The sequence below is a fragment of the Bradyrhizobium sp. 482_C4_N1_8 genome, assembly GCF_052075965.1.
In the GTDB taxonomy this organism is placed as follows: Bacteria; Pseudomonadota; Alphaproteobacteria; order Rhizobiales; family Xanthobacteraceae; genus Bradyrhizobium; species Bradyrhizobium barranii.
Genome location: NZ_CP197231.1, coordinates 5,844,457 through 5,859,743 on the forward strand (window position 1 = coordinate 5,844,457; position 15,287 = coordinate 5,859,743).

The window sequence follows — 15,287 nt, forward strand, 5'->3', positions numbered from 1 at the left end:
TTTCGATGGTCCACGCCCGTCAAGCAGGCGCTCCTTGTCAATGTTCGACATCGGTCTCGCCGCGCATGCGGCCGGTGAGGAAGAGTTCGCCGAGCTCGTCGTGGGTGATGTCGGCGGGACGGCCGTCCCAGATCACCTTGCCGAGCCGCAGGATGACGGCGCGCTGCGCCACCGCCATCGCTTTCTTGGTGTTCTGCTCGACGAGCAAAATGGTCTGGCCGGCCGCGTTGATCCGCAACAGCTCATCGAAGACGATTCCGATCGCGGTCGGCGACAGACCGACAGAGGGCTCGTCGACCAGAAGGATCTTTGGCCGCTGCAGCACCGCCATCGCAACCTCGAGCAACTGCTGCTCGCCGCCGGACATGTTGCCGGCCAGCGAGTTGCGACGTGTCTTCAGGATCGGAAAGAGATCGTAGACATAGTCGCGCTCGGCCTTCACCCTGCTGTCGCGCAGCGTATAGGCCGCCATCTGAAGGTTCTCGTCGACCGTCATGACCGGGAAGTTGCAGCGGCCCTGCGGTACCCAGGAGATGCCTTCGGCGAGGATCGCGCGAGATTTCAGGGCAGTGATGTCCTTGCCCTGCCAGTCGATGCTGCCGCCCTTGACGGTGGTCATACCGTAGAGCGTCTTCAGCAGCGTCGACTTGCCGGCACCGTTCGGCCCCATCAGGGCGACGAACTGCCCCTGGGGCACGTCGAGATCGACGCCATTGAGGATGTCGAGCGAGCCGTAACCCGCGCGCAGGCCTTTAATTGAGAGAGAAGGTTCAGCCACCGAGATAGGCCTCCCGCACCGCCTGGTTCTGGACGATTTCGTCGGGTGTTCCTTCCGCGAGCTTACGCCCCTGGTCGAGCACGACCACGCGCTTGCACAGGCTCGTGACCACGTCGATGTTATGCTCGATGATCAGGAAGCTGACGCCGAAGGAGGTATTGGCGAGGCGGATGCTCTCGACCACACGCTCGATCAGCTTCGGATTGATGCCGGCCATCGGCTCGTCGAGCAGGATGAGCTTCGGTTCCGGCATCAGCATCGAGGCGAACTGGATCAGCTTCTGCTGGCCGCCGGAGAGCTTGCCCGCGGGCTGGAACCGCACGTCCCAGAGCCCTGCGATCTTGATCAGCTCGCGCGCTCGCTCGCGCAGCGCCGCGACGCGATTGCGGGCCGCGGCGCCGATTCCGAAGGTCGACAAGATACCGGGGAAGGTGAACATCTGGCCGGCGATCACGAGGTTCTCCTCGATGTCGAGCGCAGAGAACACCACGGTCTTCTGGAACGAGCGCAGCATGCGCCCCTCCCGCGCGATGTCGTTCAGCGACCAGCCGGTGATGTCCTGACCGTCGAGCTTCACCGCGCCCGCACTCGGCCTCGCAAGCCCGGTCACGCAATCGAAGAAGGTGGACTTGCCCGAGCCGTTCGGGCCGATGAGACCGCAGATCTCACCGCGATCGACGTGCAGGTCGACGCCATCGACCGCGCGCACTGCGCCGTAGGATTTGCAGAGGCCAGAGATATCGAGAATTGGCAGGCCGGTCATTTGCGCCTCTCGAGGAATGACCAGAACCGGCCGATCAATGGCGCGAATCCGCTCGGGAACCAGAACACGAGCCCGAGCAAAAAGAAGCCATAGGCAATCATGCGCAATTCCGGCGCCACGCGTAGGGCTTCCGTCAGGCCGACAAACATCAAGCTGCCGAAAATGACGCCCGAGATTGTCCCCGCACCTCCGCCGAGCACGATGATCAGCATCGTCGTCGAGTAGTACATCTGGAAGGTCAGCGGGCTGACGACCGTCAGGTAATGCGCATAGAGGCTGCCGCCGAGGCCGGCGAAGGCGGCGCTGATCATGAATACGACGAGCTTGTAGTGCCAGGTCGGGATGCCCACGGATTCAGCGAGCGTCTCGTTCTCGCGAATGGCGATCATGTTGCGGCCGGCCGGCGATCGCACGATCAGATAGATCGCCAGTGTCGCCAGGGCAGCGATGACGAGGACAAGATAATAGAAGCCGACGGTTCCGGAGACCGTGAACGAGGCCGGCCCCAGCGCGAAGTAAGGCTTGGGAATTGCCGCCAGCCCCATATCGCCGCGCGTCAGGCTGATCCAGTTCTTGGCGATGGCCTGCCCGATGATGACGAAGCCGAGCGTGCACATCACGAACGACGTCGCACGCAGCCTCAGGGCTGGAATTCCGAGTGGCGCCGCAACCGCGCCGGTCACGAGGCCGGCGGCGAGGAAATTCAGATAGAACGGCGTGCCGAAATGGACTGCCAGCAGCGCCGAAGTATAGGCCCCGATGCCGAAGAACGCCGCCTGCGCCAATGACAGAAGACCGGTGTAGCCGAGCAGCAGATTGAGACCATGGGCCGGCAGCAGGAAGATCAACGCAATGATGATCGCATGCAGCGGATAATTCCCGAGGAACAGCGGCGCGACGCAGGCCAGCGCGATGAGCGCGAGGCCAAACGGAATACGGAGATCCCGCCCCGTGGCCGCAACCGGGCTTTCGGCTGGTGTCATGGTCTGCTCTCGGACGATCTCAGTCATGTCACATCCATGGCGATCAGAAGCGCGCCTGCGCGGAGAACAGCCCATGCGGACGCCACATCAGCACCAGCATCAGGGTCGCAAAGCCCACGGTGTCGCGGAACTGCAGTCCGACATAAGTCGCGACCAGGCTCTCCGCGATGCCGAGGATCATCGCCGCCACGAACGTGCCGCGGACGTTACCCAACCCGCCCATGATAATGATCGGCAGCGTCTTGAACGTGATGAGCTCCCCCATGCCGCCGTAGACGCTGACGTTCACGGGCGCTGTGAGCACGCCTGACAGGCCGGCCAGCGCCGCGCCGAGGATGAAGGTCCAGAGCGCGATATGGCGGACGTCGATGCCGACCACCGCGCAGCACTCGATGTTCTGCGAGACCGCCCGCATCGCCTTGCCCATCCGGCTATAGGTGACCATCAGCTCGAGGCCGACGAACACGATCAGGCCGATGACGATGATCAGGATGCGCTGCTCGGCCAAAGTGAAGCCGAACAGAGTCACCGGCTCGATATAGCCGCCGGAGAAGAACTTGTAGCCGCCGCCAAAGACCAGGATGACGGTGTTCTGCAGGATCAGGGCGACGCCCAGCGTCGCGAGCACGCCGGCCTCGGCCGGCGCCCCCACGATCCGCTGCATCACGAAGTTGCCGACCACCACGGCGATCACCGCGGTGGCAACCACGCCGATCACGACCGCCACCGGATACGGCAGATCGAAATACTCGATCGCGAACCAGGCCCCGAAGGTGCCGAGCATGTAATATTCGCCATGTGCAAAATTGATGGCGCGCAGCACGCCGAAGATCATCGTCATGCCGACGGCAACGATCGCATAAACCGATCCGGATACGATGCCGTTAACAATCTGCTCGATGATCGTATAGAACATGTGGTCTGCCGTCCCGTTGCCTTACTTGGGATAGTCGATCTCGGCCGAATAGGCTCCTTTGATGGCCGGCTTGCCGTTCTCGATCTCGAGCAGGATCATCGGCAGGCGCGCCTGATTGTGGTCGTCGAAGGTGACTTCGCCGACCGCGCTCGCATAGTGGATATTGGAGAGCGCGGCACGAACCTTCTCGCGGTCGATGCTCTGTGCCTGCTCGATTGCCTTGGCCAGAAGATGCGTCGTCTCCCAGTGCACATAGGCGTGATTGTTGGGCGCTTCGCGATACTCGGCGGTGAACTTGTCGACGAAGGCCTTGCTCTTCTCGGACTCATAGGCCGGAAGCCAGGCCGCGGCCTCGATTGCTCCCTCGAGCGCCTTCGGCGCCGCCTTGATGGAGCTCGCTGTATTGAACTCGGCGTTGCCGATCAGGGGGATCTTGCCGGCAATCCCGGTTTCGATCATTTGACGACCGACGATGGGTGTAGAATCGGCATTGCCATACATGATGATGGCCTGGGCGCCGGAATCGCGGATCTTGGACAGGACGCTGCGGAAATCGACCTCGCCTTCCTTGTAATAGTCTTCCGTCAAGATCTGACTCTTGAAGCGCGGCAGGTACTTCTTGGTAAACTCAATGGCCGCACGCCCGTAGTCGGTGTCGACCGATAGCACGGCGTATTTGGTAAATCCCTTCTTCTCGGCGGCGTATTGCAGCACGACGAGGGCGCGGTTTTCGTCGGTCGGATAATTACGATAGGTCCATTTGAATCCGCCGACGCCCGCCTTGTAGGTGATCTTCGGATTCGACGAGGCGGCATTGAGGAGAAGCACACCGGCGTCCTCCGCGACCGGCTGCATCGCGAGCGTTACCGAGCTCGAGACGTCGCCAATGATGAAGTCGACCTGGTCCTGATCGATGAGGCGCCGGGTTGCCGAAACACCCTCGACCGGGGTGCCTTGGCTGTCGCCGGCCAGGATGTTGATCTTGCGCCCGCCGACGCCGCCAGCGCCGTTGATTTCCTTCGCAGCCATCTGGGCGCCGCGCATCGAGAAGGCGCCGTAGCGGGCGTTCGGACCGCTCATCGGAGCGACAAGACCGAGCTTCACGGTGCCGTCCTCGCTTCGGGCGAAGGCGCCGGAGGAGACGGTCTGAAGTCCGATCAGAGCGGATCCGACACAAAATCCTCTGCGGCTTAGGTAGATCGTCATTTGCCCGCTCCGTTGCTGCTACAAAATAATGCGTCCGCGAACTCCCCCACTTTTGTGGTCTTGCCCTGGGAATTTTTTTGCTGCGGCCGACGGTAAAAAATAGATTTACGTTCGATGACAGGGGAAGCACGACTGCGGTCTGCCGCCATAGCGAATTCTTATGGCGCCCCTGAGTTCTGCCGATTTGCCGCGCTCGATATGCAGCCAGCGCGCGCGAGAGACTGCAAAGAAATGCCGCTTGAATCACGTTTCGCGTTGTGATCGCTTCCGAACGGCCTCTTTCGCCTCGCGCGCGGAACCGGAGCGAAAGGCGCTTCTGCTACTCCGCGCCTCGACCGAAATCGTCGAACAGTACAGGCGGACGAACAGTCCAGTGCCCCGGTGCGGCGCCACCCACATCGAAAGGCCTGATCACGTTAGCTGTGATGAGATTTTTCTTGATCTCCCGGTGCACACGTCGTGCACACGGCGCCATCTAACTAACTGAAAATCTTGAACTCTCGCTCCAATCCATTACTGGCCAATTTCAGCAAGCTTCGGCCAAACGCCTCCAACTAGAGCAAGCTTCAAAAAACAGTCGACGGATGGCTACGGCGTAGTGTGCCGACTTTGCACGTCGATGGTCATTTCTGAAACGGCGATGGCCAAAACGCGGCCGGCAAATACATCCCCGCAAGGGATACGCTTGCTCGGGTGACGAACTCTCTCCAGGACATGGAGGCTGCAGGAACGGTTGGCGATAGCCGCCGGCCCCATCAGGATCGGGCAAGAGCGAATTCGGGTCCAGTCTCGGCTGGATCGGTCACCCCGACCGTATGATAGGCGCGGCCAAAATAGATCAGATTGTCGGTGCAGCCGGATCGTTGCAGGGCCACGATGCGGCAGAGCAGCACGTCATGCGTGCCGACATTGACGATATCGGCAATCCGGCAGTCGAACGCGGCGGCGCAGTCGGCTAGCACCGGCGCACCGGTTTCGAGTGTCGACCACGCGGCCGCGGCAAACCGTTCTTCGGCGGGCACTTTGCCGCCGAACAGCCGGGACAATTGCTCGTGCCGGGCCGACAGCACGTTGACGCAGACCGCCTTGTTGCCGATCACGCTGGCATAGGCCGAGGAGGCGCGATTGATGCAGACCAGCAGCGTCGGCGGATCGTCGGTGACGCTGCAAATCGCAGACGCGGTAAATCCGGCACGGCCCGCGCTGCCGTCGGTCGTGACGACGCTGACGGCGGCACCAAGACAGGCCATCGCGTCGCGGTAGTCCTGAGGGGCCACGTCCTGCATCGGCGTCCTCACGTCTCGATGGCAGGCGCGAACGCCAGCCCGCGCAGCACCTGCGCCAGCACGGAAGCGCCGGCGGCAACATGATCGGGCTCGGCCCATTCGTGCTCGACATGGCTTGCACCGTCACGGCACGGGATGAAGATCATCGCAGCCGGAAAGATTTTTGCGAGATGACGGGCGTCGTGACCGGCGGCGGAGAGGATTTCCATGGCGGAATGCCCCTGCTCTCGCGCGGCCTCTGCGATGCTTGCCCGCAGGCGCGAATCGAAAGCGTTTGACGGTGCATTGACGAGCGGCGTCACCGTGACCATGCAAGGTGCAGCGTTCTCCTGGCAAAGAATCGCGATACGCACACCCGCGGCATCGAGCACCGCATTGTCAGGGTGACGCAGATCGATGCTGAAGCTGACGCGTGACGGCACCACCGACGGCGCATTCGGAACCACGACAACGCGGCCGATGGTGAACTTGATCTCGGCATCGATTGTGCCGATCTCCGCATGGAGCGCCGACGCCATCCGCGCAAAGGCCGCGAGCGCATCTCGCCTCTCCCGCTGCGCCAGTGTGCCAGCGTGTCCCTCGGCACCCTCGACCACCACCTGAAAGGTCTTCTTGCCCTGGATGCCGGTGACGACCCCAATCGTGCAGCCGGCCGCCTCCAGCAGCGGTCCCTGCTCGATGTGCAATTCGAGATAGGCACTGGCGGCGAAACCGAGCGGCCTGTGCGGCATAACAGGAAAAGCCTCGTGGAAGCGATCGAGCGCCTCGCCGACGCTGACGCCGTCGGCATCGCGCGCGGCGCGGATCGCGTCCATGTCGCGCTCGCCGGTAAAGGCCTCCGAGCCCATCATCCCCGGGGCGAAGCGCGAGCCCTCCTCGTTCATCCAGGCGACCACGATGATGTCGCGCGCGGGCGCGTCCCCTTGCTCCGCGAGTGAGATGACCGCCTCCAACGCCGCCATCACGCCGGCCGCACCGTCAAATTTGCCACCGGTCGGCTGGCTGTCGAGATGACTGCCAATGAGAAACGGCGGCGCGGCGCGATCGCAGCCAGCCAGCGTCAGGAACATGTTGCCCGCCGCATCGGTCGACGGTGTCAAATCTGCCTCGCGGGCCCAGCCGATGACGCGACGCCATGCGGCAATCTCGCCGTCGCTCAGCGCCTGACGATTAACCCCGCCGGCCGGCGTCGCGCCGATCTCGGCGAGCGCCATCAGCCGCGTCCAGAGCCGATCAGCGTTGATCAGGGGCTGGCTCGTCATCGACTACTTCGTGCGCATGATCTGGCCCGGCAGCGCGCGCGGATCGCGTGGCAGCCAGCGCCCGACCTCGACCTGGGCGATGAACTCGGCGAGCAGCGCGTTGAACGCCGCCGGCTCTTCCAGATTGAGCGTGTGGCCGGTCTTGGGGAAGACCGAGAGACCACAGGCCGGAATGGTCTTCTTCAGGAAGATGCCGGGCTGGAGGCAGTGATCGTCCTCGTCGCCGACGACGACCAGCGTCGGCACCATCATTGTCTTCAGGCCTTCTTCGAGATCGTAGAATGACGGCCGCCGCGCCTGAACACCGCGCATAGTGTTGGCAGCGCCGCGATCGGAATGGGTGGCGAGGAGATCGGCGAATTCCTGCCAGCCGCGCGGATCCTTGTTCTGGAACTGCACCCGGCTCCCACCGAGCGCGTAGATCTTCGCGAATTCCTTCGCACCCTGCTTCTCGAAATTGTCGGCGACCTCGAGCGAGACGCCGCGAAAATACTCCTCGAACTCCTTCTCGCAGCCATAACCGGCACCGGCCACGGTGAGCGACAAAGCGCGCTCCGGCGCGCGCAGGCCGAAATGCACCGTGCAGAAGCCCCCCATGGAAAGGCCGACGATGTGCGCCTTCTTGATCTTGAGCGCGTCGAGCACGGCGATTGCATCGTCAGCGGCAATCGCCTGCGAATAGGCCTCCACGCTGTCTGGCACATCCGACGGCGGATAGCCGCGCGCTGCGTAGGTGATGCAGCGGTGGCGCCGGCTGAAATAGCGCAGCTGCGGCTCCCAGCTTGCGTGATTGCCGCCGAACTCGTGGATAAAGAGGATCGGCGTGCCCTCGCCCGCCTCTTCGACATGCAGCTTCACGCCGTCCTTCGCTGTGATCATCGTCATCGGCATCGTCCCTAGAATTGCGGCGGCAGGTCGTTGAGCATGCGCGCCTGCGCGACCATCTCCGGCAGCAGTGTGCAGAGTTTTTCGACCCACATTTGCGGCACGGAGGTGCTGATCTTGACGAAGCGGTCGCCGAAGCGCTGCGTATGATACGTGCCCTGGCGGATCATGATGCCCTGCCGGCGATAGCACTCGACCAGCGCCTCGGGACGGATGCCCGCCGCGATGGTCTCCAGCACCAGAAAGTTTCCGTGCGAGGGCATGATCGGCAGCGCCAGCCCTTCGATCGTGGCCGCCGCCTCCTGGATCATCGCCTTGTTGGCGCGGTCGGTGCTGCGCACCTTCTTCATCCATTCGGCCTTGACGGAAAGCCCCGCCTGCGCCGCACGCTGGGCGATGACGCTGGCACCGAGCACGCTCGTGGAGGTCTGCGCCAGTTCCTCGAACAGATCAGGCGCGGCGACCAGAGCGCCGATGCGCAAGCCAGCGAGCCCGAGCCATTTCGAAAAGCTGGTCGAGACCACCGAGCCTTTCGGGGCGACATGGAGCGCCGGCGTGTGGCCGTCGGCAAAGTCGCGGTAGGTGCAGTCATGCACCAGCAGCGCACCGCAATCGCGCGCGATCGCGGCAAAGCTCTCGATCTCCTCGCGGGTGTAGCGGATGCCGAGGGGATTGTTGGGATCGACGAGATAGATGACCGCGGTACGCTCATCAACATTCGCCTTCAACGCCTCAGGCGTCAGGCGGTAGTTGCAGGCGGGATCGTAGATCGGAATCTCGATCACCTCGGAGCCCTGCTGGCGCGCGAACAGGCACGGCCACTTCCAGGTCGGATCGGTCGTCACCAGCGTGGTGCCGGGCTTGCAACGCGCACGGCAGATCATCGCCAGCGCGTTGACGCCCCCCTCGGTCACCAACGCTTCTGCGTCAGGCACACCGAGATCGGCGACGATCGCGGCGCGCAACGCCTCGAAGCCGAGCGGCGGGGCATAGGCATTGAACTCGCCCGCCTCGATCGAGCGTAGCATCGCCTCGCGCACGGCGGGATGGCTCTCGATGTGATTGGTGTTCTGGCCGAGCCAATAGAGCCCCGGCGTCGCCGAGAGCTCGTCGAAATAGCGGTTGCGGACCAGTGCCGTGGATTGAGGCTTCGACATCGATGCCTCAGATCACCGAGCCGCGCGCGGCAATGCCGCCGTCGATCGTCACGACCGTGCCGGTGATGTAGCCGGACCGCGGCGAAGACAGGAAGGCGACGAGATCGGCGACTTCTTCCGAGGTCGCGGGCCGCTTGCCCGGATATTTGTCGAACAGTTCCTCCCAGCGGCCTTCGTCACCAAGCATGTCGATCGCCTTGCGCTTCATGATCTTGAGCATGCGATCGGTTGCAACCGGTCCCGGATTGACCGCGACGACGCGGACGCCGTGATCGAGGCTGCGGCCGCCGAGCGCCTTGGTGAAGGACATCAGCGCCGCGTTGCCGGTGGAGCCTGCAATGTAGCTGGCGTCCCAGTTCTCACCGGAATTGCCGATGATGTTGATGATGACGCCGTCCTTGCCCTTCATGCGCGGATAATAGAGACGCGACAGCGTGATGTAGCCGAACACCTTGAGATCGAAGCCGCGGCGCCAGGCGGCGTCGTCGAGGATCTCCAGCGAACCGGCCGGGATGTCGCCGGCATTGTTGATGAGGATGTCGATGTCGCCGACTTCGGCCGCGAGCTTCTCCATCGCAGCCGTGCTCGACAGGTCGAGCGCGTGGATGGTGATCTTCACGCCAAAGCGGGCTTCCAGGTCGCGCTTGGCCTGGAGCATCGCTTCGCCGTTGCGGGCGGCGAGATGCAAATGACACCCCTCCGCGGCGAAGAGCTCGGCCACCGCAAGTCCAATTCCTTTCGACGCGCCGGTGATCAGGGCGGTCTTGTTCGTCAGCTTCAGGTCCACTCCGGGTCTCCAGGATGCAAGCTAGATATACAAGGTCTAGCAATTTGCATACCAAGCGACATCAAGGGTCATTCGAAGGCGGCCAGGAAGTCCAGGAGGTTGTCGCCAAGCAGGTTGACGTGGTCGCGCATGGTGCTGTGCGCCCGCTCCGGATCATGGGCCAGGATCGCCTGCATGATCGCCTCGTGCTCGCGGACAGTGTCGGCGATCCGGTTCGGCATCCGCGTCACCCGGCGGCGATAGGCGGCCACCTGGTTACGCAGCTTGCGGGTCTGGTCGGCGAGGAAAGTGTTGCGCGAAGCCTCGTAGATCGCTTCGTGGAATTCCTGGTTGATGTCGTAGAAGACGTCGATGTCGCCGGTTTCGCCCGCCGCCACAAGCCGCTGGTGAATCTCGCCAATTTCAGTGCCCCAGGCCTGCGAGACGCGCCGGGCGGCGAGCCGCGCGCAGAGCCCCTCCAGCTCCGCCATGACCTGGAACATCTCGATCAGCGCTTGCGCCTTGATGCTGCGGACCGTTGCCCCCTGCCGGCCGCGCAGCTCGACCAGATTGTTAGCGGCCATCAGGCGGAACGCCTCCCGCACCGGCGTGCGCGAGACGCCGAAGCGCTGGGCGATCTCCTGTTCGTCGAGCCGGCTGCCCGGCTCGAGATGACCCGCCGCGATCGCGCCCTCGAGCTTCTGGCGCAGGTTCTCGGCGAGCGTCATGCCGGGGCTCGGCGCCAGGGACTCCTGCCCGTTTTTCGCGCGTCTGCCTCCGACCTGTGCACCAATATCCGCCATTATGTTTCTCCGATATCAATATAAGTATACAAAACGGCACCCATCCTCCAGCGAAACGTCTGATTTTCTCTCGGAAGCGCGCGGAACTCCGCCATATTCGCCTGTCGATCTCGCAAGTCTTATGCCGGATTTGCCCAGGAATCGCACTGGCACACGAGTTGCTAAGAGATTTCGACGCGGTCCGCTTTCGTATGCGAATGGCCGCCTCCATTATACAAGGACATCCCGGTGCAGGCTGCCCGCCTCCCCAATCCCGGACCGGCCACCGAAGCCCCGCAGGCCCACCCGAAGCCTGAGCCGCTGCTTGAACTGCGTGCGGTCAACAAGACCTTCGGCTCCGTCACGGCGCTTTCGGGACTTGAGGCGAGCGTCGCCTCCGGCGAGTTCGTCACCGTCGTCGGCCCAAGCGGCTGCGGCAAGAGCACCCTCTTCAACATCGTCGCTGGCCTCGAGGAACCGGACGCCGGCGGCATCCTGCGCTTCGAAGGCAAGAGCTGCCATTCGGCCGACCTGCTCGGCCGCGTCTCCTTTATGCCGCAGCGCGATTTGCTGTTCCCCTGGCGCAACGTGGTGGACAACGCCATCCTCGCGCTCGAGGTCGAAGGCATGCCGCGCGACCAAGCGCGCGCCAAGGCGCTGAGGATGTTGCCCGAGTTCGGGCTCGCCGGCTTCGAGAAGCAATATCCCAACCAATTGTCGGGCGGCATGCGCCAGCGCGTCGCCTTGATGCGCACCTTCCTGTTCGAGCGCGACCTGATGCTGCTGGACGAGCCGTTCGGCGCGCTCGACGCGCTGACGCGGGCGATGATGCAGCGCTGGCTGCTCGACGTCTGGCAGAAATACCGCCGCACCATTCTCTTCATCACCCACGACGTCGACGAGGCGATCTTCCTTGGCGACCGCGTGCTGGTCATGACCGCACGTCCTGGCTCGGTGAAGCTCGAACAGGTCGTCGATCTTCCCCGCCCGCGTCGACCCGAGATCGTCACCTCTCAGGAATTCGTGCGCCTCAAGCGCACGCTGCTCGATGCGATCGAGGAGGAAAGCATGAAATCGTTCCAATCCTCCATCGCGCAGGAGAAGACGCCGTGACCGCGATGTCAGCGAGAGAGGCCGCACCGCGCGGTATCGAACCGGCCGAATGGGATGCCCGGATCAAGCTCGCGGCCTGCTATCGCATGGTCGCCAAGCTCGGCATGGACGATTTGATCTATAACCACATCTCCCTGCGCGTGCCCGGCCACGACGACCAGTTCCTCATCAATCCCTACGGCCTGCTGTTCGACGAGATCACGGCGTCGAGCTTGGTGAAGATTGACACCAGGGGTAACAAGCTCGACGACACGCCGCAGGCGGTGAACGTCGCAGCCTTCGTCATCCATGCGGCGATTCACACCTCGAACCACGACGCGGCCTGCGTGCTGCACACCCATTCCGACGCGAGCGTCGCGGTCTCCGGACAGGAGAAGGGCCTGTTGCCGCTCAGCCAGTTCGCGATGCGCTTCTACGACCGCCAGGCCTTCCACGACTACGAAGGCGTCGCCATCGACCTCGACGAGCAGGTCCGCCTGGTGCGCGATCTCGGCCCGCACAAGGTGATGCTGATGCGCAACCACGGCATCCTCACCGTCGGCCGGACGCCGGGCGAGGCTTTCATGCTGCTTTATTATTTCGAGCGTGCCGCGCGGATCCAGCTCCAGATGCAGGCGGCGGCTGCTGCCGGCGCCAAGCTGGTAATGCCGCCGCACGAGGTCTGCCAGAAGGCCGCGCGTCAGTTCTGGGAATTGCAGGGCGACATCCTCGTGCCCGGCGAACGCGAATGGCCGGCGCTGATGCGCCAGCTCGACCGCACCGATCCATCCTATCGCAATTGATTTTCACCGCCTGGAGTATGACCATGTTGAGCCGACGCCACGCCATCTCCGTCCTCTCCGCCATCGCACTGGCGACCGGCTCGCTTGTCACGGCTGCGCCCGCAGCCGACTTGCAGAAGGCGAGCCTGCGGTTGAAATGGCTGCCGCAGGCGCAGTTCGCCGGCTTTTACGTCGCGGCGGCCAAGGGCTATTACAAGGCCGAGGGCATCGACCTCACCATCAATCCCGGCGGGCCCAACCTGCTGACCGAAAACCTTGTCGCGACCGGCGCCGATTCGTTCGGCCTGTCCGGCGGCACCGACAGCGTGTTCGCGGCGCGCGACAAGGGGCTGCCGATCGTCTGCATCGGCGTATCGCACCAGATCACCCCCTTCATCTTCGTCACCCGCAAGGACGGGCCGGTGAAGACGATTCAGGATTTCAAGGGCAAGACGGTCACCACCTGGTTCACCGGCGCCAACCATGTGCTCAACGGCATGCTGGCCAAGGAAGGCATCAAGCCGGATGAATTGAAGATCCAGCCGCAGCAGGTTTCGGTCACGCCGTTCGTCGACGGCAACGTCGACGTCATCACGGCGACCTATTACAACGAGTACTACACCATCCAGTCGCGCATGCCGAAGGATAGCCTGAAGATCTTCGTCGCCGAGGACTACGGCATCACCTTCCCGCGCGACACGCTGATCGTGGCCGAAGCGACCGCCAAGGAGAAGCCGGAGCTGGTCAAGGCCTTCCTGCGGGCGTCGCTGATGGGCTGGAAGGACGCCTTCGCAGACCCCAAGGGCGCTGTCGATACCGTGATGGCCGCAGCCCCTACCCTCGATCGCGCGCAGCAGGAATTCATGCTCACCGAAGTGAAGCGCCTGATGACCGCTGGCACGGCGGCAAAGAACGGCATGTTCTGGATCGATGCCGATGCGGTGAAGACCGCTCACGACTTCTTCCTGAAATATGGCGTGATCTCCAAGCCGGTCGATCTCGCCGCCGCCTATGATGCAAGCTTCATCCAGAGCATCCCGGCGGCGGACCGGCTACCGTGAGCAGTCCTGCCGCCACATCGCTTGGTGATGGCCGCGCGGCTGCGCGGTCGATCGCAATGCCGGATTCGCTGCGCAGGCTGATCCGGCTGCTGGTCGGGCTCGCCATCGCGGCAATGATCTGGGAAGGCGCGGTGCTGCTGTTCGGCATCCGGCCCTATTACCTGCCGCGCCTCAGCACGATCCTGACGGCGATGGCGGCGACGCCGCGCGCCTATGTCGACGGTTTCCTGCGTACGCTCGCGGAGACGCTGATCGGCTTTGCCTCCGGCGGCGCGTTCGGCGTGCTCATGGGTGTCGCGTTTTTCCGCGTCCGCGCGCTGCGCGAGATGATCTTTCCGATTTTCGTGGTGTCGCAGACCATTCCGGTCATCGCCTTCGGCGCGCTGGTGGTGCTGTGGTTCGGCAACACACTGCTCGCCAAGGCGATCATCGCGTTCTACCTGACCTTCTTTCCGGTGACGGTGAACACGCTGCTGGGCCTCGAGACCGTCGATCCCAGGCAAGTCGACCTGATGCGCAGCTTCGGCGCCTCCAATCGCCAGCTCCTGCTTCGTTTACAGCTTCCGACAGCACTGCCGCAGATCTTCGTGGCGTTGCGCCTTGCCGCATCGCTGAGTCTCGTCGGCGCCATCGTCGGCGAATGGTTCGGCGACACCACGGGGCTCGGCGTGCTGCTGCTCCAGGCGATGTTCACCGAAAATGTCGTTGCGATCTGGGCTGCCCTGCTGGCTGCGGCCCTGCTCGGAACCGGGTTCTATGCGGTGGTCGCCGCGGTCGAGCGCCGGCTCGTGTTCTGGAACGCCGAGCAATGAGCCGCGCCCTTGCCTCACCCTCGCTCGCCGTCCAGCGCGGCATTCTGGGTGCCGTCCTCCTGGTCGCATGCTGGGAAGGCGCCGCGCGCGGACTGCATCTGCCGGCCTATGTTCTCCCCGCCGTCAGCGACATCCTCGCGGGCCTCTGGTCCAAGCGGGCAACGCTCATCGACGCCGCCGGCTACACCCTGCTCGAAGCGCTGGTCGGTTACGGGCTCGGCTGCCTGATCGGGATCGGCCTCGCCGTCGCCATCGCACTGGCACCGGCTCTGCGAACCGCGATCCTGCCGCTCGCAACGGCGATCAATTCGGTACCGGTGGTCGGCTATTCGCCGCTGATCCTGCTCTGGTTCGGCATCGGCGTCAGCTCGAAGATCGTGATGGTGGCGATGGCGGTGAGCTTCACCATCCTGCTCTCGATGCTGGCCGGGCTCGACCGGGTCGATCGTCGCGCCGTCGACCTCATGAAGAGCTTTGGCGCCAGTCGCTTCGGCGTGCTGTGGCGCCTGCGCCTGCCGACCGCGTTGCCGCTGCTGCTGGCCGGCATGCGCGTCTCCACGGTGCGCAGCGTGATTGTTGCGATCGTCACCGAAATGCTCGGCGCGCATGGCGGGCTCGGCTGGGTGATCTACCAGGCCGTGCTCCAGATCGACTTCGTCCAGGTCTGGGCGGCGATCTTCGTGGCGTCCGCCGCGAGCCTCGCCTTCTTCGGCCTGATCGGCTTCCTCGAACGCAAGATCCTGTTCTGGACATGAC

Annotated in this window: 16 protein-coding genes; 5 read left to right on the plus strand and 11 right to left on the minus strand. The window is 63.7% G+C overall.

Annotated features, from left to right (window positions below; translation table 11 throughout):
* Positions 1-37 precede the first annotated feature (37 nt).
* The 11 genes from AB7Z56_RS28225 to AB7Z56_RS28275 form a co-directional block, all read right to left on the minus strand.
* Positions 38-778 (minus strand): branched-chain amino acid ABC transporter ATP-binding protein, encoded by a 741-nt coding sequence (locus AB7Z56_RS28225; RefSeq protein WP_085404131.1) that lies wholly within the window; start codon positions 776-778, stop codon positions 38-40.
* Entirely contained in the window at positions 771-1,541 is a 771-nt protein-coding gene (locus tag AB7Z56_RS28230; RefSeq protein WP_085404132.1) for an ABC transporter ATP-binding protein, read from the minus strand. The genes AB7Z56_RS28225 and AB7Z56_RS28230 overlap by 8 nt, the downstream gene beginning before the upstream one ends.
* Positions 1,538-2,524, minus strand: a complete 987-nt coding sequence (locus AB7Z56_RS28235) for a branched-chain amino acid ABC transporter permease (protein ID WP_085404208.1) — start codon at positions 2,522-2,524, stop codon at positions 1,538-1,540. Before AB7Z56_RS28235 ends, AB7Z56_RS28230 begins: the two co-directional genes overlap by 4 nt.
* A gap of 43 nt (positions 2,525-2,567) precedes the next feature.
* The gene (locus AB7Z56_RS28240) at positions 2,568-3,440 is read right to left on the minus strand and encodes a branched-chain amino acid ABC transporter permease (protein WP_085404133.1); all 873 of its coding nucleotides are present in this window, start codon (positions 3,438-3,440) and stop codon (positions 2,568-2,570) included.
* A 21-nt stretch (positions 3,441-3,461) separates the two neighbouring features.
* Positions 3,462-4,646, minus strand: coding sequence for an ABC transporter substrate-binding protein (locus AB7Z56_RS28245; protein ID WP_441256610.1), 1,185 nt, complete (start codon positions 4,644-4,646; stop codon positions 3,462-3,464).
* A gap of 755 nt (positions 4,647-5,401) precedes the next feature.
* The gene (locus tag AB7Z56_RS28250; RefSeq protein WP_441256611.1) at positions 5,402-5,932 is read right to left on the minus strand and encodes a flavin reductase; all 531 of its coding nucleotides are present in this window, start codon (positions 5,930-5,932) and stop codon (positions 5,402-5,404) included.
* An 8-nt stretch (positions 5,933-5,940) separates the two neighbouring features.
* Positions 5,941-7,194 carry a Zn-dependent hydrolase gene (locus tag AB7Z56_RS28255; protein WP_441256612.1) on the minus strand — a complete coding sequence of 418 codons (1,254 nt, stop codon included), beginning with the start codon at positions 7,192-7,194 and terminating at the stop codon, positions 5,941-5,943.
* Positions 7,195-7,197: 3 nt separating this feature from the next.
* Positions 7,198-8,079: an alpha/beta fold hydrolase gene (locus AB7Z56_RS28260; protein ID WP_441256613.1), complete on the minus strand. Its 882-nt coding sequence runs from the start codon at positions 8,077-8,079 to the stop codon at positions 7,198-7,200.
* A gap of 11 nt (positions 8,080-8,090) precedes the next feature.
* Positions 8,091-9,236: a pyridoxal phosphate-dependent aminotransferase gene (locus tag AB7Z56_RS28265; RefSeq protein ID WP_063984123.1), complete on the minus strand. Its 1,146-nt coding sequence runs from the start codon at positions 9,234-9,236 to the stop codon at positions 8,091-8,093.
* A gap of 7 nt (positions 9,237-9,243) precedes the next feature.
* Positions 9,244-10,023 (minus strand): SDR family oxidoreductase, encoded by a 780-nt coding sequence (locus AB7Z56_RS28270; protein WP_063984124.1) that lies wholly within the window; start codon positions 10,021-10,023, stop codon positions 9,244-9,246.
* A 68-nt stretch (positions 10,024-10,091) separates the two neighbouring features.
* Complete coding sequence (locus AB7Z56_RS28275; RefSeq protein WP_063984125.1) at positions 10,092-10,805, minus strand: GntR family transcriptional regulator; 714 nt, start codon at positions 10,803-10,805, stop codon at positions 10,092-10,094.
* Positions 10,806-11,033: 228 nt separating this feature from the next.
* On the opposite strand from AB7Z56_RS28275, the gene AB7Z56_RS28280 reads away from it, so the two are divergent.
* Genes AB7Z56_RS28280 through AB7Z56_RS28300 form a run of 5 tightly spaced genes read left to right on the plus strand, consistent with a single transcriptional unit; the run spans position 11,034 to position 15,286 of the window.
* On the plus strand, positions 11,034-11,897 hold the full coding sequence (locus AB7Z56_RS28280; protein ID WP_085404137.1) for an ABC transporter ATP-binding protein: 864 nt from the start codon (positions 11,034-11,036) through the stop codon (positions 11,895-11,897).
* The gene (locus tag AB7Z56_RS28285; protein WP_084795200.1) at positions 11,894-12,679 is read left to right on the plus strand and encodes a class II aldolase/adducin family protein; all 786 of its coding nucleotides are present in this window, start codon (positions 11,894-11,896) and stop codon (positions 12,677-12,679) included. Before AB7Z56_RS28280 ends, AB7Z56_RS28285 begins: the two co-directional genes overlap by 4 nt.
* A gap of 23 nt (positions 12,680-12,702) precedes the next feature.
* Positions 12,703-13,719, plus strand: a complete 1,017-nt coding sequence (locus AB7Z56_RS28290; RefSeq protein WP_441256614.1) for an ABC transporter substrate-binding protein — start codon at positions 12,703-12,705, stop codon at positions 13,717-13,719.
* Positions 13,716-14,531, plus strand: coding sequence for an ABC transporter permease (locus tag AB7Z56_RS28295; protein ID WP_441256615.1), 816 nt, complete (start codon positions 13,716-13,718; stop codon positions 14,529-14,531). The genes AB7Z56_RS28290 and AB7Z56_RS28295 overlap by 4 nt, the downstream gene beginning before the upstream one ends.
* On the plus strand, positions 14,528-15,286 hold the full coding sequence (locus tag AB7Z56_RS28300) for an ABC transporter permease (RefSeq protein WP_063984127.1): 759 nt from the start codon (positions 14,528-14,530) through the stop codon (positions 15,284-15,286). Before AB7Z56_RS28295 ends, AB7Z56_RS28300 begins: the two co-directional genes overlap by 4 nt.
* Position 15,287 lies beyond the last annotated feature (1 nt).

Bases quoted from the DNA above. Each gene is read 5' to 3' on its own strand.
- AB7Z56_RS28230 (WP_085404132.1), bottom strand. From the start codon at position 1,541: ATGACCGGCCTGCCAATTCTCGATATCTCTGGCCTCTGCAAATCCTAC.
- AB7Z56_RS28235 (WP_085404208.1), bottom strand. From the start codon at position 2,524: ATGACACCAGCCGAAAGCCCGGTTGCGGCCACGGGGCGGGATCTCCGT.
- AB7Z56_RS28240 (WP_085404133.1), bottom strand. From the start codon at position 3,440: ATGTTCTATACGATCATCGAGCAGATTGTTAACGGCATCGTATCCGGA.
- AB7Z56_RS28245 (WP_441256610.1), bottom strand. From the start codon at position 4,646: ATGACGATCTACCTAAGCCGCAGAGGATTTTGTGTCGGATCCGCTCTG.
- AB7Z56_RS28250 (WP_441256611.1), bottom strand. From the start codon at position 5,932: ATGCAGGACGTGGCCCCTCAGGACTACCGCGACGCGATGGCCTGTCTT.
- AB7Z56_RS28255 (WP_441256612.1), bottom strand. From the start codon at position 7,194: ATGACGAGCCAGCCCCTGATCAACGCTGATCGGCTCTGGACGCGGCTG.
- AB7Z56_RS28260 (WP_441256613.1), bottom strand. From the start codon at position 8,079: ATGACGATGATCACAGCGAAGGACGGCGTGAAGCTGCATGTCGAAGAG.
- AB7Z56_RS28265 (WP_063984123.1), bottom strand. From the start codon at position 9,236: ATGTCGAAGCCTCAATCCACGGCACTGGTCCGCAACCGCTATTTCGAC.
- AB7Z56_RS28275 (WP_063984125.1), bottom strand. From the start codon at position 10,805: ATGGCGGATATTGGTGCACAGGTCGGAGGCAGACGCGCGAAAAACGGG.
- AB7Z56_RS28290 (WP_441256614.1), top strand. From the start codon at position 12,703: ATGTTGAGCCGACGCCACGCCATCTCCGTCCTCTCCGCCATCGCACTG.
- AB7Z56_RS28300 (WP_063984127.1), top strand. From the start codon at position 14,528: ATGAGCCGCGCCCTTGCCTCACCCTCGCTCGCCGTCCAGCGCGGCATT.